The 26618-nt window shown below is 63.1% G+C and carries 25 protein-coding genes; 22 read left to right on the top strand and 3 right to left on the bottom strand.

Going from position 1 to position 26618, the window contains the following annotated elements:
- Window positions 1-2 precede the first annotated feature (2 nt).
- Complete coding sequence (rhmD, locus tag V2I08_RS02230) at window positions 3-1187, bottom strand: L-rhamnonate dehydratase (RefSeq protein WP_349633762.1); 1185 nt, start codon at window positions 1185-1187, stop codon at window positions 3-5.
- 191 nt (window positions 1188-1378) lie between these two features.
- Between rhmD and V2I08_RS02225 the strand changes: the two genes are divergently transcribed.
- The 13 genes from V2I08_RS02225 to V2I08_RS02165 all read left to right on the top strand — a co-directional run bounded on the left by V2I08_RS02225 (window position 1379) and on the right by V2I08_RS02165 (window position 13402).
- Entirely contained in the window at window positions 1379-2206 is an 828-nt protein-coding gene (locus V2I08_RS02225) for an IclR family transcriptional regulator (RefSeq protein ID WP_349633713.1), read from the top strand.
- A gap of 24 nt (window positions 2207-2230) precedes the next feature.
- A complete protein-coding gene (locus V2I08_RS02220) occupies window positions 2231-2995 on the top strand; it encodes an SDR family NAD(P)-dependent oxidoreductase (protein ID WP_349633712.1) in 765 nt (254 codons plus the stop codon).
- A 92-nt stretch (window positions 2996-3087) separates the two neighbouring features.
- A complete protein-coding gene (locus tag V2I08_RS02215) occupies window positions 3088-3927 on the top strand; it encodes a rhamnogalacturonan acetylesterase (protein ID WP_349633711.1) in 840 nt (279 codons plus the stop codon).
- Window positions 3924-4892, top strand: a complete 969-nt coding sequence (locus V2I08_RS02210; RefSeq protein WP_349633710.1) for an alpha/beta hydrolase — start codon at window positions 3924-3926, stop codon at window positions 4890-4892. The genes V2I08_RS02215 and V2I08_RS02210 overlap by 4 nt, the downstream gene beginning before the upstream one ends.
- Complete coding sequence (locus V2I08_RS02205) at window positions 4889-5644, top strand: (Fe-S)-binding protein (RefSeq protein WP_349633709.1); 756 nt, start codon at window positions 4889-4891, stop codon at window positions 5642-5644. The genes V2I08_RS02210 and V2I08_RS02205 overlap by 4 nt, the downstream gene beginning before the upstream one ends.
- Window positions 5641-7035: a lactate utilization protein B gene (locus V2I08_RS02200; protein WP_349633708.1), complete on the top strand. Its 1395-nt coding sequence runs from the start codon at window positions 5641-5643 to the stop codon at window positions 7033-7035. Before V2I08_RS02205 ends, V2I08_RS02200 begins: the two co-directional genes overlap by 4 nt.
- On the top strand, window positions 7032-7640 hold the full coding sequence (locus V2I08_RS02195) for an LUD domain-containing protein (protein WP_349633707.1): 609 nt from the start codon (window positions 7032-7034) through the stop codon (window positions 7638-7640). The genes V2I08_RS02200 and V2I08_RS02195 overlap by 4 nt, the downstream gene beginning before the upstream one ends.
- 100 nt (window positions 7641-7740) lie before the next feature.
- Window positions 7741-8580: a 5-dehydro-4-deoxy-D-glucuronate isomerase gene (gene kduI, locus V2I08_RS02190; RefSeq protein ID WP_349633706.1), complete on the top strand. Its 840-nt coding sequence runs from the start codon at window positions 7741-7743 to the stop codon at window positions 8578-8580.
- A gap of 137 nt (window positions 8581-8717) precedes the next feature.
- Window positions 8718-9473 carry a 2-dehydro-3-deoxy-D-gluconate 5-dehydrogenase KduD gene (gene kduD, locus V2I08_RS02185; protein ID WP_349633705.1) on the top strand — a complete coding sequence of 252 codons (756 nt, stop codon included), beginning with the start codon at window positions 8718-8720 and terminating at the stop codon, window positions 9471-9473.
- 72 nt (window positions 9474-9545) lie between these two features.
- The gene (locus V2I08_RS02180; protein ID WP_349633704.1) at window positions 9546-9932 is read left to right on the top strand and encodes a hypothetical protein; all 387 of its coding nucleotides are present in this window, start codon (window positions 9546-9548) and stop codon (window positions 9930-9932) included.
- Complete coding sequence (locus V2I08_RS02175) at window positions 9929-11140, top strand: glycosyl hydrolase 53 family protein (RefSeq protein WP_349633703.1); 1212 nt, start codon at window positions 9929-9931, stop codon at window positions 11138-11140. Before V2I08_RS02180 ends, V2I08_RS02175 begins: the two co-directional genes overlap by 4 nt.
- Window positions 11137-12072 (top strand): glycoside hydrolase family 43 protein, encoded by a 936-nt coding sequence (locus V2I08_RS02170; protein WP_349633702.1) that lies wholly within the window; start codon window positions 11137-11139, stop codon window positions 12070-12072. Before V2I08_RS02175 ends, V2I08_RS02170 begins: the two co-directional genes overlap by 4 nt.
- Before the next feature lie 169 nt (window positions 12073-12241).
- The gene (locus tag V2I08_RS02165) at window positions 12242-13402 is read left to right on the top strand and encodes a GGDEF domain-containing protein (protein ID WP_349633701.1); all 1161 of its coding nucleotides are present in this window, start codon (window positions 12242-12244) and stop codon (window positions 13400-13402) included.
- Window positions 13403-13409: 7 nt separating this feature from the next.
- Here the strand turns inward: V2I08_RS02165 and V2I08_RS02160 are convergent, their stop codons facing one another.
- Both V2I08_RS02160 and V2I08_RS02155 read right to left on the bottom strand, forming a co-directional pair.
- On the bottom strand, window positions 13410-15140 hold the full coding sequence (locus V2I08_RS02160; protein WP_349633700.1) for a methyltransferase domain-containing protein: 1731 nt from the start codon (window positions 15138-15140) through the stop codon (window positions 13410-13412).
- A 31-nt stretch (window positions 15141-15171) separates the two neighbouring features.
- Window positions 15172-15762, bottom strand: a complete 591-nt coding sequence (locus tag V2I08_RS02155; protein WP_349633699.1) for a class I SAM-dependent methyltransferase — start codon at window positions 15760-15762, stop codon at window positions 15172-15174.
- A gap of 158 nt (window positions 15763-15920) precedes the next feature.
- Here V2I08_RS02155 and V2I08_RS02150 point away from each other — a divergent pair, with 158 nt between their 5' ends.
- The 9 genes from V2I08_RS02150 (at window position 15921) to V2I08_RS02110 (ending at window position 26609) form a co-directional block, all read left to right on the top strand.
- Window positions 15921-17873, top strand: a complete 1953-nt coding sequence (locus tag V2I08_RS02150; RefSeq protein ID WP_349633698.1) for a polysaccharide pyruvyl transferase family protein — start codon at window positions 15921-15923, stop codon at window positions 17871-17873.
- Window positions 17874-17994: 121 nt separating this feature from the next.
- Window positions 17995-19722 (top strand): hypothetical protein, encoded by a 1728-nt coding sequence (locus V2I08_RS02145; RefSeq protein WP_349633697.1) that lies wholly within the window; start codon window positions 17995-17997, stop codon window positions 19720-19722.
- Window positions 19719-21014, top strand: a complete 1296-nt coding sequence (locus tag V2I08_RS02140; protein ID WP_349633696.1) for a polysaccharide pyruvyl transferase family protein — start codon at window positions 19719-19721, stop codon at window positions 21012-21014. The genes V2I08_RS02145 and V2I08_RS02140 overlap by 4 nt, the downstream gene beginning before the upstream one ends.
- On the top strand, window positions 21011-21295 hold the full coding sequence (locus V2I08_RS02135; RefSeq protein WP_349633695.1) for an acyl carrier protein: 285 nt from the start codon (window positions 21011-21013) through the stop codon (window positions 21293-21295). The genes V2I08_RS02140 and V2I08_RS02135 overlap by 4 nt, the downstream gene beginning before the upstream one ends.
- Window positions 21292-22179: a glycosyltransferase family A protein gene (locus V2I08_RS02130; protein ID WP_349633694.1), complete on the top strand. Its 888-nt coding sequence runs from the start codon at window positions 21292-21294 to the stop codon at window positions 22177-22179. Before V2I08_RS02135 ends, V2I08_RS02130 begins: the two co-directional genes overlap by 4 nt.
- Window positions 22176-23000, top strand: coding sequence for a phytanoyl-CoA dioxygenase family protein (locus V2I08_RS02125; protein ID WP_349633693.1), 825 nt, complete (start codon window positions 22176-22178; stop codon window positions 22998-23000). The genes V2I08_RS02130 and V2I08_RS02125 overlap by 4 nt, the downstream gene beginning before the upstream one ends.
- Window positions 22997-24631, top strand: a complete 1635-nt coding sequence (locus V2I08_RS02120) for a fatty acyl-AMP ligase (protein WP_349633692.1) — start codon at window positions 22997-22999, stop codon at window positions 24629-24631. The genes V2I08_RS02125 and V2I08_RS02120 overlap by 4 nt, the downstream gene beginning before the upstream one ends.
- Window positions 24631-25482: a phytanoyl-CoA dioxygenase family protein gene (locus V2I08_RS02115; RefSeq protein ID WP_349633761.1), complete on the top strand. Its 852-nt coding sequence runs from the start codon at window positions 24631-24633 to the stop codon at window positions 25480-25482. Before V2I08_RS02120 ends, V2I08_RS02115 begins: the two co-directional genes overlap by 1 nt.
- Complete coding sequence (locus V2I08_RS02110; protein WP_349633691.1) at window positions 25479-26609, top strand: cytochrome P450; 1131 nt, start codon at window positions 25479-25481, stop codon at window positions 26607-26609. The genes V2I08_RS02115 and V2I08_RS02110 overlap by 4 nt, the downstream gene beginning before the upstream one ends.
- The last annotated feature ends 9 nt before the right edge of the window (window positions 26610-26618 follow it).

The following is a 26618-nucleotide window of genomic DNA, read 5'->3' as shown; positions in this document are numbered from 1 at the left end:
GCTTAGTGCGTATAGGGGCGGTGCATCGCGATATCGCGGTTCAGTTCGACGCCGAAACCAGGCGCATCGAGCGCGCTGGCCTTGAGCCGACCATTTTCCGGCACGGGCTCGCCGATCAATTGCGGATGGAACATCGGCACCACCTCGGTCGGCCCCGGATGCATCATCAGGAATTCGGCGAAGGGCGAATTGTGGCGGGTAATGACGAAATGATAGGAATAGACTGAGGAACCGTGCGGCACGACCATCTTGCCATGAGCGTCCGCCAGTGCGCTGATCTTGAGCAATTCGGTCACCCCGCCGCACCAGCCGACATCGGGCTGGATGATGTCGCAGCAGTCCATCTCCAGCAACATGCGGAAGCCCCAGCGGGTCGCCTCATGCTCGCCGGTCGTCACCAGCATCCCCTTGGGCACGTTGCGCTTCAACTGCTGATAGCCCCAATAATCGTCGGGGCTGATCGCTTCCTCTATCCACTTCAACCCATGGTCGTGCGCGGCGATGGCGAGGCGCGTGGCATAATCGACGTCAAGCGCCATCCAGCAATCCCACATCAGCCAGAAGTCGGGACCGCATTTTGCGCGCATATCGGCCAGCTCGGCGATGTTCTTCTTAAGACCCTGGATCCCCTCAGCCGGACCATGGTGCAGCGGCATCTTGCCACCGATGAAGCCCAATTCCTTGGCAACATCGGGCCGCGCGCCGGTGGCGTAGAATTGCAGCTCATCGCGCACCGCGCCGCCCAGCAGATGATAGACCGGCTCCTGCCGCAACTTGCCCAGCAAATCCCACAGCGCCAGATCGACCCCGGAAATCGCGTTCACGACCAGACCCTTGCGCCCATAATATTGGGTCGAGAAATACATCTGGTCCCAGATTTTCTCATAATCGGTGGGCGAGCGGCCTTCCAGAAAACGGGCCAGATGCTTTTCGACGATGAACGCGGCGGGCTCGCCGCCGGTCGTCACGGCAAAGCCGATCGTGCCATCTTCCGCCTCGATCTCAACGACCAAAGTACCCAGCACGTTGATGCCGAAGCTCTGGCGCGACTGGCGATATTCGGGATAGCGCGACATCGGCGTCGCAATATGGTCGTCGATCCAGTGGCCTTCGCCCTGGTCATGATAGTCGGCACCGCCACCGCGCACGGTGAAGGCCCGGACATGCTTGATTTTCGGCAAGGTCACGATCGGCACGCACACACTCCCTGAACCATGCCGGCGTCCAATATATGGGACAAGACGGCAGAAACTTCCAAAATCTGAGCAAAATGGCGATAAAGGTCGGACAGAAGGCACGGGGGCATGTTCGAAAGAATCACGCTTGGTCCTCGCCTTCGCCCTTGTTTTTCTCATTTTGTGGGATAGAGTGTTATTAGATGAGACAGAAAACGTCAAATCCAGAATCGGGTGAACGAGAGGAAAAGTCGAAAGCCGCCGGGTCGCAGACCTTGCAGCGTGGGCTGGACCTGCTCGACCAAGTGATCGACGGGCCGGTAAAGCTCGCCGACCTGTCCGAACGCATGGGCCTCACCCGGTCGACCACCCACCGCCTCGCTAACGCGATGGTGGACCGGGGATTCCTCACCTTCCTGCCGCGCGAAGGCTATCAGTTGGGGCCGAAACTGCTGCAACTGGGTTTCCTGGCGCAAGCGCAGGCCGATGTGGTGCAGATCGCCCGCCCGCATCTGGAAGCCCTGGCCGCCGCGAGCGAAGATACGGTGCATCTGGGTCGACTCGATGGCGATCAGGCGCTTTATCTCGACAAGATAGCCGGGCGTCGCCGCGTCGAAATATCCAGCCGCATCGGCGATCGTCATCCCTTGACCTCGACCGGGCTTGGCAAGGCGTTGCTACTGGACGACAGCGAAACGGTCTGGACCCGGCTGTTCGACGCCGAGCGCGTCGATGGCACCCATGATGCCGATGCGGCCCTCTGGTTCGACCGGATGCGCGCCTATGTCGCGCAGGGGCGCACGTTCGACCTCGAAGAAAATGAGGACCAGATACGCTGCGTCGCGGCCCCTGTGCGCGATGCCGCAGGGGCGATCGTGGCCGCCATCAGCCTGTCGAGCGCGGCCCAATATATGGACGACGAGCGGATGCAGGCGCTGAGCGCCGATGTTCGTGCGGCGGCTCACGCCATCAGCGCCGATCTGGGTTGGACCCCCGGCGTCAAACCACCCAACCGCCCTGCACGGCGGTAACCAGCCAAAGGAAGGCCCGATCCCATGAAACTGCTTGAAGGCAAGACCGTCCTCGTCACCGGCGCATCGACCGGCATCGGCCGCGCCGCCGCTATTGGCGCCGCGCAACATGGTGCCGATGTCGCGATCAACTATGCCAATAGCGACGGGCCTGCCGCGAGTTGTGTCGCCGAGATCGAGGCACTGGGCCAGCGTGCCATCGCGGTGAAGGGCGACGTTGCTGATCCGCAGACCGCACAGGATTTCGTGGCAAAAGCGGTGGACGCCTTTGGCAAAGTCGATGTGATGGTCAGCAATGCGGGCATCTGCCCCTTTCACGCCTTTCTCGACATGCCGGTCGACGTGGTCGAGCGCACCTTCAAGGTGAACCTGCATGGCGCGTATTTCATGGTGCAGGCTGCCGCGCAGCAGATGGTGAAACAAGGCCATGGCGGCTCGATCGTCGCCGTCTCCTCCATCTCCGCGCTTGTGGGCGGCGAATATCAAACCCACTACACGCCGACCAAGGCGGGGGTTCATTCATTGATGCAGTCCACCGCGATTGCGCTCGGAAAATATGGCATCCGCTGCAACAGCGTGCTGCCCGGCACCATCCTGACCGAGATCAACAAGGACGACCTCGCCGACGTCGAAAAGCGGACCTATATGGAGCAGCGCACGCCGCTGGGTCGGCTGGGCGCGCCGGAGGATCTGGCGGGGCCGGTCGTGTTCCTGGCGTCGGACATGGCCGCCTATGTCACCGGCGCGGCGCTGCTAGTGGATGGCGGCATGTATGTGAATTTGCAGTAATGTTGGGCACGCTTATCCGGCATATTTTTGCTGTGGTCCCCGCGAAGGCAGGGATTCATCTTCCACGATTTCGTCGGTCGCAAGGTTGGGAGATGGGTTTCCGCCTTCGCGGGAATAACGGAAGCCGGATAACGCGCTCGCTTGCCATTTACCTGCTGCCGACCCTCATTCTCACCACTCCCGCAAACGCCACCGCGCCCGGCAACACCATCCTGATCGCGGGCGATTCCACCGCTGCCGACTATGCCCCGGCGCGCTATCCGCAGACGGGATGGGGCACGATGCTGCGTTGCGCCGTGGCGCCCAAGGTCCGCATTCTCAACCATGCCATGGGCGGCCGCTCGACCCGCAGCTTTCTGGCGGAGGGGCGCTGGGACCGGCTGCGTGCCGATATCCTGCCCGGCGACACGGTGCTGATCCAGTTCGGCCATAATGATGCGACGCGGGCCAAGCCGGAACGCTGGGCACCGGCGCAGACCGACTATCGTGACAATCTGTTGCGCTTCATTCGTGATGTGCGGATGGCGGATGGCGTGCCCGTCCTCGTCACCCCCGTAGCGCGGCGCAATTTCGGACCGGACGGCCGCGCCGTCGCGGATTTTTCCGCATGGTCGGGCGTTATGCGCGATCTGGCGATCAAGACGGGTACGCCGTTGATCGACCTGGAAGCCCGCTCGCGGGCATGGCTCGATCGCGCCGGGCCGAATGGTTCGAAAGCGTTCTACCTCCACTACAGCGCGCAGGACAATGTGGCGGCCTTCCCCAAAGGCATCAGCGACAATACGCATTTCAGCGAATTGGGCGCCCGGCAGGTGGCCGATCTGGTCGCCGAGGGCCTGAAATCGCTCGCCCTGCCCATTTCCGCGACGATAGCGGCCCCGCGCCCGGCCCCCACTCGCACCACCCCGCTTGGAAGGACGGATTGCCAATGACGCCGCCGATCGACCGTCGCACCCTCCTTGCCGGAACCTTGGCCTCCGCCACGCTGGCTACGCCTGCTATGGCGCAGAGCTTTCCCCTGCCCCAAGGGTTCGAGCGGTTTCCGATCTGGCCCGGCAAAGCGCCGGGTGGCGAACGGGTCACGGTGCAGGAGGTCGAAAGCCTCCGCCGCCCCGATAGCGGCCCGGATGACGGCGTGTTTGCGCATGTGGTGACACCGACGCTGACTTTGCTGCGCCCCGCCAAGCCCAATGGCGCGGCGATCCTGCTCATCCCCGGCGGCGGCTATACCCGTGTCGCGATCGGCCATGAAGGCTATAATATTGCCCGCCATTTCGCGCAGGCGGGCTATGCCTGTTTCTCGCTACTCTATCGCCTGCCCGCTGATAGCTGGGCAGCAGGCACAGAGGCACCGTTGCAGGATGCCCAGCGCGCTCTGCGCCTGATCCGCGCACTGGCCCCGCGGGAAAAATTCGACGCGAACCGGATCGGTGTGATGGGCTTTTCGGCGGGGGGGCATCTTGCGGCCTGGCTGACCAGCCGTCAGCCACAGGAAAGCTATACGCCGGTAGACGCCGCCGACCGCGAACCGATAAGGGCCGCCATTGCGGCCTATATGTATCCGGTGATCCAGATGGAGGGCGCGTTTGTCCATAGCGGATCGCGCACACAATTGCTTGGTCCTTATCCAACCGCCGAACGGATGCGCGCCTATTCGCTCGACCAGGATGTGAGTGCAAAGACCCCGCCTGTGTTTCTGGCCCATGCGCTGGACGACAAGGCGGTGCCGCCCGAAAACAGCCTGGCCATGCTCGCTGCTCTGCGCGCCAAAGGCATAGCGGCGGAGTGTCATCTGTTCGAGAATGGCGGCCATGGCTTTGGCCTTGTCGCCGCGCCCGCAGCACCAGCGCCCTGGCCCGACCTGTTCCTGAATTTCGCGAGACGCCACGGCCTATGAGCGCAAATGTCGCCCTGTTCGTCACCTGCCTGGTCGATGTCATGCGGCCGCGCATCGGCTTCGCCGCGATCCGTGCGCTCGAAGCGGCGGGCTGTACCGTCGTGGTGCCGCAGGGGCAGACCTGTTGCGGCCAGCCTGCGCTCAACAGCGGCGACCGGCCCCATGCCGTGGCGCTGACCAAGCAGACGATCGAGGCGCTCGAACCCTATGAGGCGGTTGTGGTCCCCTCCGGCTCCTGCGCCGGGACGATCCGTTGCCACTATCCCGAACTGTTCGACGATGATGCAGCATGGCAATCGCGCGCACGGGCCGTTGCCGCCAAGACGTTCGAAGTGATGGCCTATCTGGATGAGGTCTGTGGCTGGAAACCGGAGGGAGTCACCCTGCCCGCCACCGCAACCTATCATGATAGTTGCTCCGGCCTGCGCGAACTGGGGATCAAGGCGCAGCCCCGTCGCCTGCTCAACGCGATCGATGGCCTGTCGCTCAAACCGCTGTCAGGGGCAGAAACCTGCTGCGGTTTCGGCGGCACCTTCTGCGTCAAATATCCCGCCATCTCCAACGCCATCGTCACCGAGAAGGCGGACGCGATAGACACCACCGGCGCGGACCTGCTGCTGGCGGGCGACCTTGGCTGCCTGATGAACATGGCGGGCAAATTGCATCGCAAGGGCAGCAAGGTTCGCGCCTATCATGCCATCGAACTGATCGCGGGCATGGGCGACGGCCCGGCGATCGGCGAGGAAGCATGAGCGGCTTTACCGATCGCGTCGACGCCGCACTCGCCGACCCGATCCTCAAGATCGCGGTCGAGCGCACCGCCGGGACGGCGGAGGCCAAACGTGCCATCGCGGTCGATGCTTTTCCCGATTTCGAAGCGGCCCGCACCCGCGCGGCTGCGATCAAGGATCATGTGATCGCGCATCTTGGCCCCTATCTCGAACAATTCGAAGCCAGCGCCATAGCGGCGGGCGCGCAGGTCCATTGGGCACAGACGGCGGACGAAGCCTGTCGGATCGTCATCGACATCTGCAAGGCGGCGGGGGCACGGACGGTCGCCCGTTCCAAATCCATGCTGGGCGAGGAAATCGGCTTGCCCCATGCGCTGGAGGAGGCAGGCATTGTCCGAGTCGAAACGGATCTCGCCGAACATATCATCCAGTTGGCCGACGAACGGCCGTCTCACATCATCTGGCCCGCCATGCACAAGACGCGGGACCAGGTGTCAGCCCTGTTCAAGGCAAAACACGCCAATCCGCACGTGGAAGAGACTATCGCCGCCATGGCCGAAAGCGCGAGACGCGAACTGCGCGGGGCGATGCTGGGCGCGGATGTCGGGATATCGGGCGCTAACTTCCTGATCGCAGATAGCGGCGCGGTCTGCACCGTCACTAACGAAGGCAATGCGGAACTCTCGCTGGTCCCGCCGCGCGTCCATATCGTGACCGCCGGGATCGAAAAGATCGTCCCGTCCATGCCCCACGCTATCCATATGCTGCGGATGCTGGCCCGCTCCGCCACCGGCGCGGCGCTGACCCAATATACCACCTTCTACACTGGTCCCAAACTCCCCGGTGACCGCGACGGGCCGGAGGAGATGCACATCGTGCTGGTCGATAATGGTCGCACCAAGATGCGTGCGGAAGGTCTGGCGGAGATGCTGCGCTGCATCCGCTGCGGCGCGTGCATGAATCATTGCGTGGTGTTCCGCCAGATTGGTGGCCATGCCTATGGCGGCACTTATCCGGGGCCGATGGGGGCAGTGCTGACGCCTGCGCTCGACGGCTTGGCGCCCAATCGCGACCTTGCCCACGCCTGCACTTTGAACGGGAAATGTCAGGAGGTCTGCCCGGTCAAGATCCCGCTGCCCACGCTGCTCAAGGGCTGGCGCGAGAAAAGCTGGCGCGAAGGGCTGGAGCCGACCTCGATGCGCTGGGGGTTGGGCGTCTGGGCCTGGGTTGCGCGCCGTCCTGCGCTCTATCGCCTTGGCACTACCGTCGCGATCCGGGCGATGCGGCTGATCGGCCGCAATGGCTGGATCGCCAGCCTGCCGCTGGCGGGCGGCTGGACCAAGCATCGCGACCTGCCCAAACCGGCGGCGCGCAGCTTCATGACGCAATATCAGCAGGAGCAGCGTAAATGAGCGCCCGCAACGCCATCCTCGCCCGTCTGGAAGGCCCGAAGCCGATCGCTTCAGAAGCCGCATCCCTGCTCGACGCCCCCGAACGTCCGGCGGTGGACGCCTCGGCGCTTGAAGCCGAATTTCTCGCCCGTCTCGCTTTGCACAGCGTTAATGCCAGCCATGACCGTATCGCCAGCCTGGCAGAACTGCCCGCTGCCATCGCACGCTACCTGACCGACCAACAGGAACCCCTGACCCTGTGTTTCCCGCCCGACCCGCGCCTGGCGGTATGCGACTGGTCCGCCTTCACCCTGCACGCCGATGCCGCCCCCGACGAAGGCGCTACCCTCGCCATTGCGCGCAGGGGTATCGCTGAAACCGGATCGCTGATCTTCGAAACCAGTCCGGTCGCGCCGATGCTGCCCAATTTTCTGACGCTGCATCATATCGTGTTGTTGGCGACCCGCGACATCTCCCCCCATCTGGAGGACGCGCCTTTGCCGGGGCCACAACCCCGCGCCCATTACTGGATCACCGGCGTGTCCGGCACGACGGATATTGAGGGCACTTATGTTCGCGGGGCGCACGGCCCGCGCTTCCTGCACGTCATCCTGCCACAGGAATAGCGACCGCATATCGGATCATCATTCCACATTAAGGGATAAATACTTTCCTTCGTGGCACTGGACGCTATAAGACTTGGCAAAGCCATTCAGGAGACCGATCATGTTCGACAAGACCTATTACGCCACCCACCCCGACATGATGGAATGCGTGTCGAATGAGGAATTGCGCGATCGCTATCTGATCGGCGGGCTGTTCCGCGATGGCGAGTGTGTGCTGAACTATACCCATGCCGACCGCTTCGTGATCGGCGGGGTCGCGGTGGCAGATGGGCCGGTCGCGCTGCCGGCGCAGACTGAGCCTGCCTCGGCGGCGGGCCATCCCTTCCTCGAACGGCGCGAAATGGCGGTGGTGAACGTCTCCAACGTCGAAGGCACCGTCACTGTCGATGGCGAGAGCTTCACATTGGGCAATAAGGATTGCCTCTATGTCACCATGGGCGCGAAGGACGTGCAGTTCGCGGGCGCAGGCGCGCGCTTCTATCTCGCGTCCTGCCCGGCGCATAAGGGGTTCACCACCCGCAAGCTCGGCATCGCCGATGCCAATGCGCTCGAACGCGGCTCCCTCGAAGAATCCAACGAGCGCACCATCTTCCAGCTCGTCATCCCCGGCATCTGCGACAGCGCGCAACTGGTCATGGGGCTGACCGTGCTGAAGCCCGGTTCGGTCTGGAACACCATGCCCCCGCATATCCATGAGCGGCGCAGCGAGATTTATTTCTACTTCGAGCTGGATGGGCCATCGGATCGCGTCTTCCACTATATGGGCGAAGGCGATGCGATGCGGCATATCGTCATGGCCAATGAGGAAGCGGTGATCTCGCCGCCCTGGTCGGTGCATATGGGGTCGGGCACCAAAGCCTATGCCTTCATCTGGGCGATGGCGGGCGAGAATCAGGATTATACCGACATGAATGTGCTGGATATCTGCCAGCTCGCCTGACTCAAAGTGAGAGAGCCGTTCGTGTCGAGCGCAGTCGAGACACGCTCGCACGGCGCCCGGCTGGTTTCTCGACCCTGGCCTGTCCTGAGCGCCTGCCTTGGCAGGCAGTCGAAGGGCTCGAAACGAACGGAATTATTGTGACCAACCCCTTCAACCTCAGCGGCAAAGTCGCCATCGTCACTGGCGCGAATACCGGCATTGGCCAGGCCATCGCCTTGTCGCTGGCTGCGGCCGGGGCGGATATCGCCGCGGTCGGCCGCACCCCGGCGCAGGAGACCATCGAAAAGGTCCGCGCGCTGGGCCGCAAGGCGGAGATCATCTCCGCCGACCTGTCGACCATAGAGCCGGTCCAGCGCGTGGTGGACGAGACGCTGGAAAAGCTCGGTGGCCTCGACATCCTCGTCAACAATGCCGGGATCATCCGCCGCGCCGACAGCGTGGACTTTACCGAGGCGGATTGGGACGCGGTGATCGACACCAATCTCAAGGTGCTGTTCTTCCTCTGCCAGGCGGCGGGTCGCCATATGATCGGCCAGGGGGCGGGCAAGATCATCAACATCGCCTCGCTCTTGTCTTTTCAGGGCGGCATCCGCGTGCCCAGCTACACCGCGTCCAAGAGCGGTGTTGCTGGCCTGACCAAGCTGTTGGCGAACGAATGGGCGGCCAAGGGCGTCAACGTCAACGCCATCGCGCCGGGCTATATCGCCACCAACAACACCGCCGCGCTGCAAGCCGACGAGACCCGCAACCGCCAGATTCAGGAGCGCATCCCCGCAGGCCGCTGGGGCGATCCGTCCGACATTGGCGGGGCCGCCGTGTTCCTCGCGTCAAGCGCGGCAGGCTATATTCATGGGCATACGCTTGCGGTCGATGGCGGGTGGCTCGCGCGCTGATCGCCTGACCCGCGCGAAGCAACGCCCTTCGACAGGCGCAGGGCGAACGGACGACCAAACAGAGGAGGATGGATGCCCGATATCGACAGGCGTGCCGCGCTTACCGTCACTGGCCTTGCCACATTGGCCGCCGCCTTCACCTTCACGCCGCCAAGGGATGCGCTGGCGACCGGCGACGCCTTTCTGGAGCTTGACTGGCGTGGCGACATAGGTCGCCTGTTCGACGGCATGGATATGCTGGACGACGCCTATTGGGATGGCCGCGTCTGGCGCATCGGCCTTAAGCGCTTTGCCGATCGGTTGGGGCGGCCATGGACGCTGACCATCCTGCCGCTGCGCGCCGACGCCCCCATCTATCTGGACGACAGCGCCCGCGCGAAACTGCCCAAAGCGGACCAGGTCGCGGAGTTGCTCACCCTTCGCCTCGTCCCCGAATATCAGTTGGTGATCCGCGGATGACCGCCCTCACCCGCCGCGCCACGCTTGGCCTCGCCGCGCTGCCGTTGCTGACCACGCCTGCACTGGCCGCGCCCCAAAAGACCGGCGCACGCCCCGGCCCCTTCCTGATCGGCGCGGACATCAGTTGGATTCCCGAAGATGAAGCCGCCGGTGCACGCTATTTCGTCAAGGATCAGCAGAAAGACCCCATCCTCCTGTTGCGGGACGCAGGGTTCAACGCCATTCGCCTGCGCATCTTCGTCGATCCGGCAAAAGGCTATTCAAAGCGGGAACCAGACAAGGCGTGGGCCGGACTGAAACAGACCGTCAAGCTCGGCCGCCGCGTCCGCGACGCGGGCCTGTATCTGGTCCTGAGCTTTCATTATAGCGACAACTGGGCCGACCCGGAGCATCAGGGCGTGCCCGATGCCTGGGCAGGCTATGACATGCCCATGCTCGCCAAGGCTGTCGATACCCATACACATGACACACTGGTCGCGATGCGCGCGGGCGGCGCGCCCGTCGACATGGCGGTGATCGGCAACGAAACGACCTTTGGCTTATTATGGCCCCATGGTCGGGTGAAGCTGTCCACGCCTACCGGCAACCCCATCACCGACGCCAATCATGCCAAAGTCGGCCAGGTTGGTGGTTTTGATGCCTTCGCCGCCTTGTTGCGCGCTGGCATAGCCGGTGCGCGCCGCGCCGAACCGGGCATCACCATCCAATTGCACAATCATCTGGGCCGTCATTGGGGCATCGTGCGCGAATGGACTGACGCGCTGGTGGCACGCAATGTCGATTTCGACGTCATCGGCTTTTCCGCCTATCAGCAGCAGCAACAGGGCGACTGGGCCAACAGCTTCGACCAGTTTCTCAAACGCTATCCCGGCAAGGGGCTGCTGGTCGCTGAATATTCCAGTCGCAAACGCTATATCAACGATCTTGTCCACGCCCTGCCGGACAAGCGTGGCTGGGGCACCTTCATATGGGAACCGACCCGCCATCAGGAAGCGATTTTCGATCGCAATGGCGAGAATGCCGGCGAAGGCCCCAAACCCGACCTGCTGAGCCAAGGCATCAACAGCGCTGAAGCGCCCGGCGGCCTTGCCATCGCTGCGCCAGCACCCAAGCCAGAACCGACAGGGCCGATGGGCGTTGGCGGCGACTATGTCGCCAATCCCCTGCTCGATCTCTATGGTCGGATGGCGCAGGATTACCGACCGTGAACCGCCGCGACTTCACGCTGGGCGCTGGGGCGCTGGCGCTCACCGCCTGCGCCACGCGCCCGGTCTTCGAGGCCGATCCGTTGGTCTTCGCCTACTTCACCACCGGCAAGGGTGAGGCGGATGGCCTGAAACTCGCTGCCAGCGACGATGGCTTTACTTTTCGTTCGTTAGCGGGCGGGCGCAGCCTGCTGGTGCCGCAGGTCGGCGAGAAGAAGCTGTTGCGCGACCCCTTCCTGTTTCGGGATGGCGCCACTTATCATCTGCTGTGGACCACCGCCTGGGAGGGCGTGACAATCGGCCATGCCACCAGTCGCGACCTCGTCCACTGGTCGCCGCAACAGGCTATTCCGGTCATGGCGAACATAGCCGGTACGCGCAATTGCTGGGCACCCGAAGCCATCTACGATCCACGCGCGCGGCATTGGCTGCTCTTCTGGTCCAGCACGGTCGTCGGCCGCTATCGCGAGACCGAAGGCACGTCGGAATCGGGCTATAATCACCGCCTCTGGTCCTGCACCACGCAAGATTTCCGCACCTTCACGCCAGCCCAGCCTCTCTACGACCCAGGCTTCAGCGTCATCGACGGCAGTTTCGCGCACGCGCCGGACGGTAGCCTGTACCTGATCGTCAAGGATGAGACAGTTGACCCACCGCGTAAATGGCTGCGCAGCGCGCGCGCCCATAGCCCGTCCGGCCCCTTTGGCGCGCTGTCCGCACCCTTCTCGCCTGCCTGGGTCGAAGGGCCGATGACCGCACAGGTCGGCGACGCGCTGGTCTGCTATTACGACATTTACAAGGAAGGTCGCTGGGGCGCTGCGATGACCCGCGACATGGCGACATGGCAGGATGTCAGCGACCGGCTGATCCTGCCGATCGGCGCCCGTCATGGCTCCCTCCTCCCTGTGCCGCGCAAGGTCATCGACGCTATCTGAGCGAGACGAACGACGTGCCTTCACCTTCGACAGGAACCGGATTTTCACCCCTTTGGGTGTTTCAACCGTTCAGCGCATTGGTAGGATTGTGTTAAGATTTATACTGTCATGATGGCGTATGGAGAGACGCGCCAAGACAGGAACGGATCACCGATCTTCGCCATCCAGAATGGTCAGCGACGCGATGTTGCCAGACGCTGTCTATCGCGACCTTGTGTCTACGCTCTTTACGATGGCAACGCCGATCATGGCCTTTGGCCTGCTCTATCTTCTCGTCGGCACGCTTATCTATCTCAAATGGCAGGACCCCCTGATCGCGGCCCTGACGGGCAGCGCGATGCTCGTTACCATCGCGCGTGTCTGGCTCATAAAAGCCTATAGTGCCGCAGGCAGGACGGATCAGGATATTGCGAGCCTCAAAGTCTGGGAGGGGCGTTATGCGTTCCTGACTTATATATCCGCGCTTTTGCTGGCGGGGCTCCATATACGCGCCCTCTCCGCGCACGAACCGCTCGTCCATATCGGCACGATCAGCCTGATTTTCACATTTGGTTCCGGGATCGTGTCGCGCAATGCTTCTCGTCCCCGACTATGCCTCATAAGCCTGTTGCTGGTCGTCGGGCCAACCGCGATCGCCATGCTGACGCATGCGGCGAGTGGCGCTGACGAATTGCCCCATCCTGAATTTTTTGTGTTGCAGGCGTTTCTGCTTGTAGCCGTTACCTTGATGAGCCTGCAGTCGGTGCGGCATCTATATATCTCGTCCGTCGAGCATCTGACCACCAAACATGACCTGGCGACGCTCGCGCGCTACGATCCGCTGACCGGCTTGCCCAATCGCCTTCTTCTGCGGGAAACATTCCAGGCCAACGTCCAGTCATCCGCGGCGGATGAGCAGATGGCAGTCCATTATCTTGATCTTGATGGCTTCAAGGCCGTGAATGATCGTTATGGCCATCCTGCCGGAGATGCGATGCTGCGGGAAGTCGCACGGCGCCTACAAATCATGATCCGGGCAGAGGATGTCGCGTGCCGTTTGGGGGGCGACGAGTTTCTTTTGCTGCAATGCCAGGTGCGACATCAGGATCAGGCTGACCTGCTCGCTCGGCGGATCATCAAGCAGTTGAGCGAACCCTATCTGATTGATGGCGTAGAGATGCGTATTACGGCTAGCGTCGGGATCGCCATGTCTCCCGAATTCGGCCTGGAGCTTGAGCGGTTGATGGCCTTTGCCGATACGGCGCTGTATCGATCAAAAGCCAAGGGCAAGGCGCAGGTACATTTTTGCACGACAGAGGATTTGCGGCAATCCGGGCAGGCCGTAGCCTGAGCGCTGCCTAAAGCGCCTTTGTCGATACGAGCGTCACGCCGACAACATGTCCAGCCCCGCCAAGATAGGGAATAGCGGTGGTCGGCAACCCCATGGTCGACAATATCTGGTCAATATCCCGGCCGAAATCGGTATAGACCAGCGACAGGCTGTCTGCACCCGATCCATGATAGACCGGCGGTAACAGCATGACGTCCTCCGGCCCGCTGGTGTCTACGCGCGCGCGGGTGACCGGCGGCGGCGGCATGCCGATCGGTACGGTCCATATGTGCAATCCGCCTGGGCGCAGAATGCGATAGATTTCAGCAAAGGCGAGCATCGGTTTGCGGATATGTTCGAACATGTCGGACGTGATGACGACATCGAAACTGTCATCGGCAAAGGAGGTCGCCATCAGATCCTGACAGGTCAATGCCCCGCGCCGCGTTCCGCTCGGCACATCTGGTTCATAGAAGGATTGTTCGTAGCGGCGCGCGCTGCCAAGCCAGCGGCGCAATGGCCCGGAAAAGCCTGCTTCGAATATGTCCAGTTTCGGCAATATGTCCGACGCCGCCAGCGCGGCCAACGTGTCGAAACGCCCGCCGCCCAAGCGATCGACCAGGATCTTGGCCTGCTCGCGGTAGCGCAATGTGGCCCGGCAATCATGACAGGCCAGCGTCTCCCGTTCGCTGGCGTGGGTGCGGCGGAACTGCCCTTCCCACCCACACAGGCTGCAGCGGTCCGCTATTTCATAAACGGCAAAGCCAGGCCTGCCGATCGCGTCCAGCCGCGCCTGCAAGGCAGGTGCCACGGCCCAGGCCGTCGGCGCTGTGTCAGCGGTTGCCAGTTCATGCGTATTGATGGTGTTGCTGGAATTTTGGTCCGATCCGCGCACGAGCGATGACGGCAGGGCCGCTGCATCCGCGGGCTGATGGATATCTATGTGGCTGTCGCGCACCCCGAACCCGCCATTGAAGATCAGCGAGGCCAAAATATCCGTCGACCGGAGCGTCAGATCGACACGGACAGACCGGACATTGGAAAGCAGCATGGCGCATTCCGTCCATGTACCTGCATCGACATCCGCGGTAATCGCCTCGATCGGCGCATCCCGGCGACCAAGCAGGGACAACGCACGCCGCACCTTGCTAGCACGCAGCCTGATGCCCCCGGCACACGCACTTTCTCCGGTTTCGCTACGCTCGATAGTGATCGCACTACCGTTTACATCGTCAATGTCGGCATCGATCGAAAATCCGTCGCAATCGATCAGACGGATGGCGGGCGCGGCGGCGCGGTGGGCGATGTTGCGGGCTTTTACCGTCAATCGAAGCTGGTCGCACCGGGTAAATGTCGCGGCCTGCTGGCCTGCATCCTGAACGATCAGGTCGTGGATAGTGAAACGTCGGCATCCCTCCGCCCGCAAGCCACTTCCCTGCACGCCGACGATGCGGATGCCGTCCAACACGCAATCATTAGCCATAACGGTCAGCAAAGGCGTTGCCCGATGTCCGCTGCCGGTCAGCGCCAGCGACTGAAGCTGGCCGCCATGGCCCCGCATCGCGAGGCCGTGACGCGGATCGGTGAAATGCAGGATGGGTAGGAGTCCGTCGGCTCCGCATACGGTGATACCACGATCCAGCAAGACATCCTGCGCCAGATCATAGTGCGGCGCATCAAGCATGATATGCGCACCGGGCGGTGCCTGCGCAAGCAGAGCCACCAGGGCTGCGGTGTCGGCCGCGCGAAGGTTCGTCACAGGGCAGCGAACCTGCGTCTGGGTACCCGGCTCATAGCTTTAGGTAGGCGCGCCGATGCTCCACGTCGCGATAGCCCAGGGGTATCTGTTCGAAACCTGCGTCGGGGTCGAGCAGCAGGCTGCATATCATCTCGACATGCGACAATTCGATCTGCTCCTCGCTATAATCCGCCAGCACGGATGGATTGTGCGAGGGTCGCATCGTCGGCGACTTGGCGATGGTCCAGTCATAATCGTCTAGCAGCAAATAGCCGCCTGGTTTGAGCAGTTCCTTGCAGCATATCGCTGCCAAGGTATCATATTGATAAAGATGCCCGCCATCCAGATAGATGAAGTCGAACATGCCTTCAGGCCGGTCGATGCGCGCGCGCCGCGTCAGCATGGCAAGCGTCCAGCCATAGCTGTCGAAGGTGCGGCGCGAGTTACCGACAATCTCGACATTGCGATAACCGATGTCGGCAAGGTCGGCGCGCAATTCCTGGACGCGGCTATCGAAATCAAATAGCCATAGCGTGCCCCGATGGTCCATCGCGCGCGCCAAGGCCAGCGACGTCGCACCGATGCCGATCCCGACTTCCGCTATAAGCGGGTCGGCATGGGTCGCCAGAACGCGGGTCGCCAATTCGACCGCCTCCGCACACGGTCGCGAAATGGCTTGATAGCGGGGCTCTGCGTGTTGCTCCAACATAGCTTATGTTCCCGTCCATCGGCCAACAAGGCGGTTTACCAATGCGATAGGCCATAGTAGCTCTGTCCTCAAGACATGGGAGGCTTGGCCGCGTGAACGATGCAAATAATTCGCCACCGGACAGACCCGGCGCAGGCCCGCGTGTCGCGCTTTATGGGACATTCGACGTCCTCAACTATGGCGACCTGTTGTTTCCGCTGCTGCTGCGCGACCGGCTGGGAATACCCGAAGAGGATTTTCGCGCTTATTCCCCGCGTGGCGGCAAACCGGCCTGGGACGACACCGTGCCCTGTCTGCCGATCGAGACCGCCGCCGATTGTCCGGCGGACCTGCATGTCATAGGTGGCGGCAACATCATTCATGCAACCAGCACGCCGTTGCCCGACTATGCCGAAACACGCTTTGGCCCACAAGGGAGCTATGCGGCGTTGTGGCTGGGCGCGGGGCTGATCGCTGCGCAGACGGGCGGGCGGATAGCTTGGAACGCGCCCGGCCTACCCCACCCCCTGCTGCGCGGCCCGGTGCGAACCTTGAGCGACGCCATCCTAGCCGCCAGCGCACAAGTGACCGTGCGGGACGAGGCAAGCCGTAATTTCCTCGGAAAATCGGGCGATGCATCCGTCCAGATTTTGCCCGATACCGCCCTTGACCTTGCTGCGCTCTGGCCTGCTTCGGACTTGCGCGCCATCGCGGAAGCGGCCTTTGTACGGCACGGCATGGCGGTGCCCGATCGCTGGGTGGCCGTACATGTGAACAGCCGCTATCTCGACGCGGATGAGGCCGAGCAGGGGAGGCAAGTGGCCGCGCTGGCCGATCGGCTGAACGCGGTGCCGGTACTGATCGCGATCGGACCCTGCCATGGTGACGATCAACTGGCCCAGCGCGTCGGCGCCTTGCTGCCGATACCAGTGCTGATTCTGGATCAGCCCGAAGGTCTGAAGGAAATTGCGGCTCTGATCGCCCATGCCGCCTGCTATGTCGGTTCCTCCATGCACGGGCTGATCACGGCGCTTGCCTATGAGAAGCCAGCGCTCGTCATTGCCCGGCCACGCATGGTCAAGTTCGCCGGCTTTCTGGAGCAACTCGGCATGACGGCGCGGCTGAGCCATAGCTGGGCCGAGGCGTTGGGCAAAATGGCTCTTATGACACCATTGCACGAGGAAGAACGGAGCGCCATCAACCTCGCGCGCGAGCGGATCGCGGGTCATTGGGCGCAATTGCGCGCCCTGTTGCGGGAACCGATGACCGAACGCGAGGCGCAAGCCATGGAGAAGCTACGCGACTGGATCGTCGACCGCCCCGAAGGGCAACGCGACTGGGCCAGCTTTGTTGCCGTCCTGCCCACCCTCCTCTCCCAGGCAGCATCGCCGATCAGCAAGCCGTTCCATTGCAATATCTGCGGCGGCGAGACGGTGCGGCCGAAACGCCGACAAGCCGACGACCTGATCGGCCATGACCATATCTGCGCCGGATGCAATGCGACGGCCCGGCATCGTGCCATGCGCCGGGTGTTGGAAGTTCTTCGGTCGGACCCGGCCTTGCGCACCACGGGATTGCAATATGGGCGGCACCGCGTGGCGGCAGGCGGCTGGTTTGCGCAATTCGACCTGATTGCGCCACCGCATGAAGGCTCTACGCTCGTGACCCCGCCCGCCGACAAACGCTATGATATGATATTGTGCCTCGACATGCTCGAACAGGTGGCGGATATTCAAGCGACCGTGGCGCAACTGCGGGCAGCTTTGGCCGATGACGGCGTGCTGCTGCTATCCTTTCGCACCGTGCCAGCGCGGCAAACCACGCTGGAATGGGGATTTCCGCGCGGCGACGATCATGGTCGCCTGCGCGCCTTCGGCACGGATGTCATCGCCCGCCTCGGCACGTACCTGCCAGGTGATTTCCTGACGTTCGCCTATCCGTCTGATCCCTACTCGGAAACGGAAACATTGTTGTGCATAGCAACGGGCTCACAGGCACGGCGTGACTGGATACAAGGAAGCGCTATCGCCGACATGATCCGATCACCCGGCAGTCTTACTATCTGAAATTATTATTCTCCAATCTCGACCTATTCCTGAGCAACTACCCAAATCAGACTTCAATCTTCGCCTAATATACACTAGCCATCGCAATGGCCAATAAAGGCAGGGGGTACACGGGGGGCCGATGTTACACCGAGCAGAAAAGAAAGATGATGGTGTGACGGCGTCTCTCCTGCGCGATGAGATTGCGGTACTGGAAGCGCTGACGAAGACAGCGACAAAGGACGATAAGTCGATCGGTCGCCGGATAGCCTTGGCGCGCGGGCGGTGGCCCGATGATCTGCGCCTGCGTCTTATCGAAGGCGGCTGGCTGGAAAAGACTGACCGGGTCGAGGAGGCCGTGGCGGTCTTCCAGACGGCGCATGACGATTACCCCGCCAACCCCTGGCCTGCGGTGCGACTGGTCGAACTCTTCCTGCGCGGCCAAAGACCTGACAATGCCCGCATCCTGTTTCGTGAGGCCGTGTGGGCGGGTAGCGCGCCAGAGCAGACGCGAACCGGGCTACTGTCTCGCATCATCGTAACGATAGTCGATCAAGACGCACGGCGCATTTATCTGGAAAGCCTGCTGCGGTCGCACCCGGATGATCGCTTCATCCTGCTGAAACTTGCCGCGATCCGCTTTCGCCAGCAGGATCGAAGCGGAACCGAAGCATTGTTCGCCAAGGCACGCACCTGGGGACCGCTGACCGACGAAAGCCGGTTGATCGAGCTGGAACTGCATCTGGCGGCCGCGCGGTTCGAAGACGCCTATGCTCTGTCCATGCAATTGATGGATCGCAATCCCGACCGGGTCGAGTTCGCCCGACGCGCGATCCAGGCGGCCATTTTCACCGGACGGATCGACAGCGTGATCGCGCTGCTCGATGCAGCACTGACACGCTGGCCGGACGATTGGCTGTTGCTGTTCCGCTATAATCGCTGCCCGTTGTCCGATAGCGTGGACGAGCGGCTGTTCGCGCTGTTGCGCGAGCGCGCCCCGGCGCAGGCGAGCAATCCGCGCTGGCTGTTCCAATATGCGATAGCCGCCCTGCGTCACGGCGCTGTTCCCGATGCACGGGCGATCATCGATCGTTTGGCGACACTGGATGCCGTCGCCCATATGGCAGGGCCGTTGCGCACCGCCATGGCAGGGCATCCTGCCGCGACCTGGGACAATAGACGCGCGGTTCGCCATGGGTGCGACCTCGACGTTCAAATGCTGCCCATGGCAGGGGCGCGGGCGACAATCCTGTTGTTCGCCAGTGTCGTCGGGGGGCTGGGCTATCTGCCTTTTGGACTGGCGGACGGATTGCTGCGCCAGCGCCCCGTCAACATCCTCTATCTGCGCGATCGCAACCATCGCAGTTTCACCACCGGCATCGCATCGCTCGGCCCGGACCATGCCACCATGATCGAAGCGTTGCGCAGCATGGTCGATGAGTTGGGCGTGCCGGTCATCACCATGGGATCATCCATCGCCGGGGTCGCGGCCATTCGGTGCGCCGCCATGATGGAAAGCCATGCCGCCATATCCTTTGCCGGGCCGGTCAATCTGGGGCTGGATGCCGCCGACGACGCGCTGGTTGCGGCCAATGGCACGCGCGCTTCGCTATTTTCGACCTTCACGAGCGCGGATATGGACTTGGTGGGCCTCATCCGTTCCGTGCCGCAAACCCATGTGCATCAGGTCTTCGGCGCGGCGCACGCCCCCGATGCGGAGGCGGCCCGCTGCCTGGATGGTCTCGACAATGTGACCCTCCATCCGATCGCGGACTGCGCCGACCATTTTGCGATCGAACATGCCATCGCCAACGGCCTGTTCTTCACCGTGCTCGACAAGGCGCTGGCCACCATCGGAGACGGGATATGAGCGCGCGGCGCACCATCCTCATATCCGGCATGTTCGATATGAACAATTATGGCGACCTGCTGTTTCCCCTGGTGGCGCGCGCGCGCTTGGTCGATGCGGGTTATGATGTGGTGGCGGTGTCGCCGACCGGCGGACAGGCCGATTTCCCCGACGCCATGCCGACCATCGACATTGGCGAGATGTTGTCGGGTGCGATCGCTCCGGCCGGGATATTGATCGGCGGCGGCTATATGATCCACGCCAATTCGCTGGCCTTTCTGGATCATTATGGCGATCCGTCGCTTGGCAATTGGGCAGGCGCTGGCCTTTGGTTGGGGGCGACGCTGGCGGCGGCGCTGCGCGATATTCCCATCGCCTGGAACGCGCCCGGCGTGCCGCATCCCTTTTCCAGTCGACAAAGGCGCGTGATCGACGCCGCCCGCCATGCTGCATCCTATGTTTCGGTGCGCGACGAAGGCAGCCGCCATCTGCTCGCCCCCGCGACGGAAGACGCCAGTATCGCGATCGTACCGGACCCCATTGCCGATCTGCCGCGGCTGTGGTCACGGGCCGATCTTGCCGACCCTTTCCGGCAATTGCTGGCACGCAAGGGGATAGCGCCCGACGCACAATTGCTGGCCATCCATATCCGCAATCGGTCGGTCGCGGGCGTCGATCGCCAGGCGCTTGGATCGGCGCTGCGCCAGTTCGCTCAAGCAGGGCGGATGGTGCCGATGCTGGTGGCCGTCGGCCAGAACCATGACGATCCGGCGGTCGCGCGCCAATTCGCGGACTCGCTCGGCGCGCCGTGCCTGATGCTCGACGACCCGCTCAGCCTGCAGGAAATCAGCGCTGCAATCGCCCATAGCGCGCTCTATATCGGCGCGTCCCTGCATGGCTATGTCGCCGCCAGCGCCTATGGTGTGCCGGGCATTCTGGTCGGCCGGCCCAGCTATAATAAATTTTCAGGCTTTCTGGCGCATTGCGGGCGGCCACAGGATCTCGCCCGCACCTGGGAGGAGGCTTTGACGATGGCATCAACGAAGGGCCAACGCCAAGATGGCAGCCTTCTGCCCGCATCGATCACCGACGCCCTCGACCATCATTGGACGAGGATCACCGCTGCCTTCGACGCGCCTGTGGAGCGGCGGGAGGAAAGGCGCGACTTCGCCCTGAGCTGGATGCGCGACATGATCGCGAATGATGGGCCGGGCTGGGCACTCCAGCCCATTCTCAATCGCCGGATGCGCACCCAGCCCGCTGCGGCGGGTGGCTTGTTCGACCTGTCCCCTATTGCAAAGGAACACCCATGAACCAACGCCTGCCATGCGACAGTGATACGCTGCGTGCCTGGATGGTCGCCTATATCGGCGGCGTCCTGTCCCTGCCCGAACAGGTGCCGACCGATCAGACATTCGACGCCTACGGGTTCGACAGTGTGGAAGCCGTGGTGATGGCTGGCGTGATGGAGGAAGAGTTCGGCGTGCAGGTCGATCCGGTCCAACTGTTCGAAAATCCCAGCATCGACGAATTCGTTGCCGCTTTTGCCAGCGATGGGGGCGGGAACATGGCGGGCGCGGAGCAACGCGATTGACGCAACCCGCCGTCTCGATCGTGCTGGTAAGCTATAATATGCGGCGGGAACTGCCCCGGACGCTCTTGTCGCTATGCCCGCCCTATCAGACGGACATCGCGCGCGCCGATATCGAGATCATCCTGATGGACAATGGTTCCGACCAGCCACCCACCCTGGTGGATGTGGCTCATCTGGATGCCGATATTCGCATCGTGCAACAGGCCCAGCCCAGCGTGTCGCCGGTGTCGGCGATCAACCATGGGCTCTCGCTTGCCCGCGCGCCCCTTATCGGAGTGTGGATCGACGGCGCGCGACTGGCATCGCCCGGATTGATCGCCGCCTGCCGTTCGGCCGCCACGCTGCATCCCCGGCCCGTGGTGGCGACGCTCAACTATCAATTGGGACCGACCCTGCAGTTCGACAGCGTGCGTCATAGCTATGATCGCCACGCCGAGGATCAGTTGCTCGATACGATCAACTGGCCGCAGGCGGGCTATCGCCTGTTCGACGTCGCGACGAGCGAATTGCGCGGTGGCCCAGAGGGACCGATGCTGGAGAGCAATGCGCTGTTCCTGCCCCGGCCGCTATGGGACGAACTGGGGGGCTATGACCCGGCGTTCGTCGAGCCGGGCGGCGGCGTGGTCAATCCCGACACCTATTTGCGGGCCTGTACCCTGCCCGATGTGCAGCAGATCCGCATAGTGGGCGAAGGGACGTTCCACCAGATCCATGGCGGCGTGTCGACCAGTACCCCGGAAAGCGCGATGGCGATACTCCAGACCGGCAGTCGCCTGTATCGACAACGGCGCGGTCGACCGCTGGCCACGATGCGCGATCCGGGCTGGCTCTATGATGCACAGAGCCGATCCGTCATCCAACCGCCGATCGGCGCGCGCGCATGACGGGACATCGCATCGATGAGGCCGCCATCGCCCGCTATCGGCGCGACGGTTTTCTCGCGCCCTTGCCCGTGATGGACGAGGCCGCGATGGCGGCCCAACTCGCGCAGGTCGATGCGCTGGCTCATTTGCGCGCTGGCCGGATCGCACCCGGCCATAATGTGAAGGTGCATCTTCTTGCCCCTTTCCTGTGGGAAATTGTGCATCATCCCGCCATTCTCGACCCCGTCGAACAATTGCTGGGGCCGGACCTTCTCTGCTGGGCAGCGGGTTTTTTCGACAAGGCACCGGGCACGCCACAACATGTGACCTGGCATCAGGATGCGACCTATTGGGGCCTGTCTGCACCCCAAGCGCTGACCGCCTGGATCGCCTTCACCCCTTCCCTGCCGGACAATGGCTGCATGCGCGTCAGCCCTGGCAGCCATCGGACGCCCCTGGTGCATGTCGATACCCGCGACAATGACGTGATGTTGCCGGGGCGCGAGGCGATCGCCGACGAGGTGGACGAGAGCAAGGCGGTGGATGTCGTCCTGCGCCCCGGCGAAATGTCGCTGCACGACGTCATGCTGGTCCACGGCTCACGCGCGAACATGTCGACGCAGCGCCGTTGCGGTTTCGCCATCCGCTATATTCCCGCTCACCTCCGATCCATCGGCCCCGTCCGCGCCTCCGCCACTTTGGTGCGCGGGCGGGACCATGGTCATTTCGATCTCGAACAGGCGCCCGAAGCCGCCTATCATCCGGCCGCGCTCGACCGATATTCTGGCGTGCTGCGCCGATGGATGCGCAATGTCCTGCCCAATATGGGGGGTCAGTCTTGAGCTTGGCCGTCGCCCAGACCTTGCCCGCCCTGCTGGAACGGCATGCGGCGACCCGTGGGGATCACAGCGCCATCCGGTTCCTGCAACGGGGCGAAGCGGTCACCGAGCATGCATGCTATGCTGACCTGCATGTAGCAGTATCGACCATGGCGGGTCAGTTGTACCAGGCGGGCCTTGCCGGTACGCCGGTCGTCCTGGCCCTGCCTCCGGGCCTGCCTTTCGTCATAACGTTGCTGGCGTGCCTGCGCGCGGGTGCCATTGCCGTACCGATCCCCTTTCCCCCGACCGGCGACGAGGCGCGGCGGAGGTTGGCCCTGATGGTCGCCGATCTGGGCGCGGGCAGCGTGATCGGCCCCACTGACCACGGCATCGACATGGGCGCGCTGCGCCCGATCGAGCCGGCGGCCATGACGGGAGACGTTGCGGATGTGCCCTTCCCCGATCCCGATGCGGCGGCCGTCATCCAATATAGTTCGGGTTCCACCCAGGCACCGCGCGGGATTGTCATCAGCCATCGCAACATCATGGCCAATCAGGCGATGATCGGGCAGATGTTCGGTAGCGGACCGGACATCGTGGCCGTCAATTGGCTCCCCCCGCATCACGATATGGGGTTATTCGGCGCGCTCTTGCATCCCCTCTATGCGGGTGGAACCGCCGTGCTGATGCCGCCCTTCGCCTTTATCCAAAAGCCGCTCCGCTGGCTGAAGGCGATCAGCGATCATCGAGGCACGACCGCTGGCGGACCCAATTTCGGCTATGATCTGTGCGTTCGCCGCGTCACGCCGGAGCAGGCAGCGACGCTTGATCTGTCGACTTTGAAAGTCGCATTTTGCGGGGCGGAGCCGGTACGATTGCGCAGCCTGAACGCCTTTGCCGACCGCCTGGCACCGGCACGGTTCGATCCGGCTGCCTTTCTGCCTTGCTATGGTTTGGCCGAAGCCACGCTTTTGGCGACATCGACCCGATGGGACGATGGCGCGCCGGTTGCAGTCCCTGGCGCGGGCCGCGCCCATGTCTCCTGTGGATGGGCACCCGACGACGCGCAGGTCAGAATTTGCGATCCGCAGGATGGACGCCCGCTCCCCGATGGCGAACGCGGCGAAATCTGCATCGCCGGACCGCATGTCGCCATGGGTCTTTGGTCAGGGCGGGAGGGCTGCGTGGTGCCATTGCCCGAATTGCGCGAGGATGAGGATGGGACAGGCTGGCTTCCCACTGGGGACGTGGGCATTTGGGGGGCTGATGGCCTGATGATACTGGACCGGATCAAGGACTGCATCATCGTCCATGGCCGCAATATCCATGCCGCCGACGCCGAAGCCGCCGCGTTGGACGTGGATGGACCGGCACTGCTGGCGGTAGCGGCCGTCGGCATCACCGTCGAGGATGAGGAGCAACTGCTGCTATTGTGCGAAGTCGCGCGGAACCGCAGCAGCACGGTGGAACGCAGGGAATGGGCCAGAGTGATCGCGCAGCAGGTTGGCGAACGGTGCGGCCTGATGCCGCAAATCGTCTTTGTCGGCAGCGGCACCCTGCCGCGTACCACCAGCGGCAAAATCCGACGGCAGGCGGCGCGCGCCGCCTATCAGGCGGGCGAGATCAAGGCGCTGGTTGAGGAGGATATGTGATGGGGAAAGGCCTGACCGATGCCCAGATCGATGCTTTTCGTCGCGACGGCGTCGTCTTCCCCGTTCGCCTATATCCGCAGACGGAAGCCGCGCAATTTCGTTCCGCACTGGAAGCGATCGAGGCAAGCCGTGCCGGGCGGCTGCCGCCTGCGCTGAACGCCAAGCCGCATCTGTTGATCCCTTGGCTATGGGATATCGTCCATAATCCATGCCTGCTCGACGCGATCGAGGATCTTCTGGGGCCGGACCTGCTATGCTGGGGCAGCAGTTTCATCATCAAGGAGGGCCACAGCCCCCGCCATGTCACCTGGCATCAGGACCAGACACATTGGGGCCTTAACGCACCGCGCGCGGTGACAGCCTGGCTGGCGCTGAGCGACAGTGGCCCCGATAATGGCGGCGTGCAGATGATTCCAGGCAGCCATACCCAGATATTGCCCCATCGCGACAGTGGCGACCGGCTGAACATGCTGGGTCGCCGCGAAGAGGTGATCGGCGGCGTGGATCAGCGGTCGGCGATCGACGTCAGGCTGCATCCGGGCGAAATGTCATTGCATGATCCGCTCATCGTCCATGGATCGCCACCCAACCAGTCCAGCGAGCGGCGTATCGGCTTTGCGATGCGCTATATTCCCGCCACCGTGGCGCAGCGCAGCGGCGCGCGCAATTTCGCAACCTTGGTCCGTGGCCGGGATCATGGCCATTTCCAGTTGGAACAGCCGCCCGCCGCGCCCTTCCACCCCGATGCGCTTCGGCATCATGGTGAATCGATCCGGCATGGGATGGCCGTGATATTCGACAAGGGCGATCGTCAACCCGGACCCTCTGCACCCAAAGGCCTTGAGGGATGACCTCGATCACCGATCCCGATGGGGCGATTATGCCCGCCATGCCGCCCTTCCGCAGCGAAGGTAATGGCCCGTGGGTCATCACGCGCCACGCGGATGCCAGCCTGATATTGCGATCGCCCGCTTTCCGCATGGCGTCACCGCTGCAGCGGGTCGAGCGGATCGCCGAGCGTGCCAGGCGGGATTATTCGGACTTGCTGGCACTGATGGAGCAGACGCTGCTGTTCCAAGATGGTCCACCGCATCTGGCCAACCGACAGACCGTGCGCCGGATCGTGCAGCAGGGGATGGCGCGTTGGCCGGCACCTGCTATCTTGGCGGAAGCCCGGCGCATCGCAGCTTCGGTGCCGTCCGGCGGTCCGATCGACGCGGTTGAGCATTTGGCTGATCCCCTTCCCTCGCTGATCCTGGCGTCGATGCTGGGTTTGCCGGTCGATCAGGCCATGGCCTTGCGCGCGGACGCGATGGTGGTGACGCGCGCCTGGTCGCATACCTGTAGTTTGCGGGACTATGAAGGCTGCCAGAATGCCGCCAAACGATTGCGCACCGCACTGCGCATTGTTGCATCGGACGATGATGCCGAGCGAGACGATGCTGCTTTCGATCTGATCGCTTTCCTTCTGGTCGCCGGGGCGGATTCCATCGCGGGCACGATCAGCGCGGCTCTGGACCTATTGGCCCACAACCCGGCATGGCAGGCGCGCCTGCGGTCGGAACCGACGCTGATGCCCGGATTCATTCGCGAAACGCTGCGTCTTGCCGGGCCGTTGCGCCGTCTCAACCGGCGCGTTGCCCAAGCATCGGTCGATATTGGGGATGTGTCGATCGCGGCGGGCGATCTGGTGTTGCTGCGGATCGACAGTGCCCACCGGGACGCCGAAGCATTCGCCGACCCCGACCAAATCGATACCGGCAGGAGAAACGCGCCGTTGCTGGCTTTTGGTGGCGGCGCGCATATGTGCCAGGGGCCATTGCTTGGCGCGATGGAGGCCGAAATGATGGTGACGGCCATCATCGACCGCTTCCAGATACGCCCGACCGCAGCGCGCGGTGCCTTGCTCGATCATGAGGATTGGCGTGTGTTCGCGCATCTGCCCCTCATACTGACCCCTGTTGCGGCGGAACAATGATGACCGATC

Source organism: Sphingobium sp. MK2 (assembly GCF_040170545.1).
Lineage (GTDB): Bacteria > Pseudomonadota > Alphaproteobacteria > Sphingomonadales > Sphingomonadaceae > Sphingobium.
Note: the sequence above shows the minus strand (reverse complement) of the source record. Positions and strands in the feature narration are given on the sequence as shown.